The organism is Sinomonas sp. G460-2, from assembly GCF_047759905.1.
Taxonomy (GTDB): domain Bacteria; phylum Actinomycetota; class Actinomycetes; order Actinomycetales; family Micrococcaceae; genus Sinomonas.
This window is the reverse complement of the sequence record NZ_JBKZWT010000378.1, coordinates 1-3,166: the sequence shown is the minus strand read 5'-3', so window position 1 is coordinate 3,166 and position 3,166 is coordinate 1. Positions and strand designations below refer to the sequence as shown.

Sequence of the window (3,166 nt, the reverse complement as noted above, 5' to 3'; positions counted from 1 at the left end):
CCCCAACGCGCGCTTCGAGGTGGGCGCGTGCGCGGCCTGGCTGCGCGCCACCGCCGCGACGGCGCTCGTCCCCGAGGTCGTGGTGGACGACGGCGAGACCTACGCCGAGCTGCACTACCGTCCCATCGGGCTCGTCGGCGCGATCGGCCCGTGGAACTGGCCCATGATGATCACGGTCTGGCAGATCGCCCCCGCGCTCCGCATGGGCAACGCCGTGATCGTCAAGCCGAGCGAATACACGCCGCTGAGCGTCCTCGCGCTCGTGAAGGTGCTCAACGAGGCGATCCCCGAGGGCCTCCTGACGGTCGTCTCGGGCGGACGCGAGGTGGGCCAGGCCCTCGCCGAGCACCCCGAGATCGGCAAGGTCATGTTCACGGGCTCGACCGCGACCGGCAAGGCGATCATCCGCTCCTCGGCGGACACCGTGAAGCGTCTCACCCTCGAGCTCGGCGGCAACGACGCCGGCATCGTCCTGCCGGACGCCGACCCGGCCGCGATCGCCGAGGGTCTGTTCTGGGGCGCGTTCATCAACACGGGCCAGACGTGCGCAGCCCTCAAGCGCCTCTATGTGCACGAGGCTCTCTACGACGCCGTGTGCGAGGCCCTCACCGCGTATGCGAGCGCCGTCCCCATGGGCGTGGGGCTCGACGAGGCCAACGTCCTGGGCCCGCTGCAGAACAAGGCGCAGTTCGAGATCGTCGCCGGCCTAGTCGAGGCCGCGAAGGATTCGGGCGCACGCGTGCTGCTCGGCGGCGACCCCGAGCCCGGCCAGCCCGGCTACTTCTACCCCACGACCCTCGTCGCGGACATCGCGAACGACAACCCGCTCGTGGCCGAGGAGCAGTTCGGCCCGGCGTTGCCGATCATCAAGTACTCGACGGTCGACGAGGCCGTCGCGATGGCGAACGGGGTCAGCGTGGGCCTCGGCGCCTCCGTGTGGTCCGCGGACAAGGCCACGGCCCGCGAGGTCGCCGCCCGGCTCGAGGCCGGAACCGTGTGGATCAACCAGCACGGCGCCGTCCACCCGCTCATCCCGTTCGGCGGGGCCAAGCAGTCCGGCTACGGCCTCGAGTTCGGCGCCGAGGGCCTCAAGCACCTCGGCGTCCCGCAGATCATCAACGGCTAGTCACCAACGGCCAGTCCACGTTGTGCCGTCACGCCCGCGGGGTGTGCACCCTGCGGACGTGACGGCGCAACGGGCGCGGGCTTTGGGCTCAGTGCCCGCCCCCGGCCGCGATCGTGATGTCCTCGACGTTGGGCAGCGCGCGGTCGAGGCGGCGGCGGGCGTCGTGCCGGATCGCGTCCGCCTCGCCGATGGTTGTGCTCACCGCAATGCGGACGACGGCGGTGCCGTGCAGTCGGTGCCCGATCCAGCGAAGCTGGAGCCGCTCGATGCCCATGACCCCCGGGGTCGCCTCGAGCGCGTGCTCCGCGCGGTGCACGAGATCGGGCTCGATCCCGTCGAGGAGCCGCCGGCCCAGGCTCTTCACGGTGCCCCACAGGAGCACGAAGATCGCGATGCTGATGAGCAGGCCCACGATCGGATCCGCGAGCGGGAACCCGAGCATCACGCCGAACGCGCCGACCACGACCGCGAGGGACGTGAAGCCGTCCGTTCGGGCGTGGATGCCGTCTGCCACGAGCGCGGCCGAGCCGATGCGGCGTCCCACGCTGATTCGGTACACCGCGACGGCCTCGTTTCCGGCGAAGCCGATGATCCCCGCCACGACGACCCACCAGAGGTTCTCGAGCGGCTGCGGGTGGATGAGGCGGCCGACCGACTGCCACGCGGCCACGATCGCCGAGAGCGCCACGACCGCGATGATGAACAGCCCCGCGAGGTCCTCCGCGCGGCCGTACCCATAGGTGTAGCGCTTGGTCGCGGGGCGGCGGGCGAGGAGGAACGCTATCCAGAGCGGCACGGCAGTGAGCGCGTCGGAGAAGTTGTGCACCGTGTCCGCCAGCAGGGCCACCGAACCGCTGATCAGGACGACGACGAACTGCAGGAGCGTCGTGCCGAGGAGCGCGAACAGGCTGATCTTCAGCGCCCGGACGCCCTCGTGGCTCGCCTCGAGGGCGTCGTCGATCGAGTCGGCGGCGTCGTGGGTATGCGGGACGAAGAATTCCTTGAGCGCGCCGAGGACGCCACCACCGTGATGATGGTCGTGGCCGTGCGGGTGATCGTGCTCGTGCTCGTGCTCGTCGCCGTGCGCGTGGTCATGATCGTGATCATGCGGGTGATCGTGGTCATGCGGGTGGTCGTGGCCGTGCTCGTCAGCGTGCTCAGGCACGGGGATCCGCCCGTGCTCGTGGTCCTGTGCCGTCACGCCCGCACCTCCTCGGCCCGCTCGGCGGGACGGTCGGCGGGACGGTCGGCGGCCTCTCGAGTCACCGATTCGCGAGTCACCGACTCGCGGGGCACCGATTCACGAGCAGGCTCATCGGCCACGGGGTGGTGATGCCGCGGCTCGCCGCCGAGCGCGTGCTCGGCCTGGAAGATCGCCTCGTTCACGAGCCGCGAGGCATGCTCGTCGGTCAGGCGGTAGAACGCCCGCGTCCCGTCTTGACGCACGGTGACCACGCGCGCGAGGCGCAGCTTGGCCAGATGCTGCGACACTGCCGCCGGGGCCTTGCCCACCACGTCGGCCAGATGGTTCACGGACAGCTCGCCGCGGGTGCTCAGCGCAAGGATGATCCGTACACGCGTCGCGTCGGCGAGCATCGAGAAGATCTCGACCGCGAGATTCACGTATTGCGAATCGGGATCGCGACCACACATCTGCTTATCTGCATGCATACGCAGATTAAAGCACAGTTCGCTCGCCCCAACACTTCGCACAGCGTGAGCGCTGCCATCGCGCCGGTTGCCGGACGTAGGCTGCACTCAGCGGACTCCAAGCCGATCGACCCGCCCCGGATCGGCCCGAGCCCGGCCAGACACTGGGCAGAGCGTCTAGGACGGAAGGGCGTTTCCCCGGGGAACGGGAGGGCGCCCGGCACCGAGCGTGCCGGGCGCCTGCGCCTCCCTCAACTGCATCCTTCAGCCGGGCTCCCCCTGCGCCCTGAGCTGCCGCGACGCCGCGAGCGCCACGCGTTCGAGGAACCCCGGCCCCTCCGCGACGATCTCGTGAACGGCCCCTATCTCGGCGAGCTCGCGCGCGCCGAT

2 protein-coding genes and 1 pseudogene are annotated in these 3,166 nt (G+C 70.4%); 1 reads left to right on the top strand and 2 read right to left on the bottom strand.

The window, feature by feature from the left end; genetic code table 11:
- The coding region (locus tag ACLN58_RS20065) for an aldehyde dehydrogenase family protein (protein WP_415856995.1) at nt 1–1,126 on the top strand (1,126 nt) is incomplete at its 5' end.
- Between the two features lie 88 nt (nt 1,127–1,214).
- Here ACLN58_RS20065 and ACLN58_RS20060 read toward each other — a convergent pair.
- Both ACLN58_RS20060 and ACLN58_RS20055 read right to left on the bottom strand, forming a co-directional pair.
- Entirely contained in the window at nt 1,215–2,291 is a 1,077-nt protein-coding gene (locus tag ACLN58_RS20060) for a cation diffusion facilitator family transporter (protein ID WP_415856996.1), read from the bottom strand.
- Nucleotides 2,292–2,431: 140 nt separating this feature from the next.
- A pseudogene (locus tag ACLN58_RS20055) lies at nt 2,432–2,797 on the bottom strand (ArsR/SmtB family transcription factor); the annotation flags it as partial.
- Between the last annotated feature and the right edge of the window lie 369 nt (nt 2,798–3,166).